The organism is Treponema sp. R6D11, from assembly GCF_054786075.1.
The window spans coordinates 1-704 of sequence record NZ_BDHD01000617.1 but is presented as its reverse complement, the minus strand read 5'-3'; the positions used below and the strand labels follow the sequence as shown (position 1 = coordinate 704).

Below are 704 nucleotides of genomic sequence, written 5' to 3'. Positions count from 1 at the left end.
GCCCATCGACGTGTCGAATGAACAGCCGTTTTTGACCGCGTTTACGGAAGCGCCGTTCCCTATGTGGCAGATTACAACGTTTGTTTTGAAAGGGTCCTGCCCCAATAAAACGGCGGCGCGTTTCGCGGTGTAGAGGAAACTTGTCCCGTGAAACCCGTAACGGCGCACCTGATATTTTTCGTACCATTCCTTTGGAACCGCGTACATAAAGGATTCAGGCGGCATGGTCTGATGCCACGCAGTGTCCATAATCGCGCAATGCGGCACATGGGACATAACCTTCTGCGCCGCCTCGATGCCCATGATATTCGCCGGGTTATGGAGCGGCCCTAAATCCTTAACTTCGTTGAATGCCGCCATCGCCTTGTCATCGACGATGACGCTCTTTGTAAATTTCATTCCGCCGTGCAGAACGCGGTGTCCCACGGCCTTGATTACCGACATATCGTCGATAACGCCCGTCTCAATCTTGATAAGCTCGTCCAGCTTTGCGAGCTCCGCCTCAATTTCGGCCGTCTGCGCGGCGGCCTGAGCGTTAAACCATCGTCTGGCATCCTGATTTGTACTAAAAGTTTTCTTTTCCGCTTCAGGATCGTCGGACTCTACATGGCTTTCAATTTCTTCCTGAGCGTGTTTTAGCTCCGCAATGGCCTCTTCTGTAACCGGCTTTCCGCATTTGGAACAAAAATCAAATATGCTTAATG

1 pseudogene is annotated in these 704 nt (G+C 51.6%); it reads right to left on the bottom strand.

Going from position 1 to position 704, the window contains the following annotated elements:
* Positions 1-704, bottom strand: a pseudogene (locus tag ACYVTD_RS15075) (hypothetical protein); the annotation flags it as partial.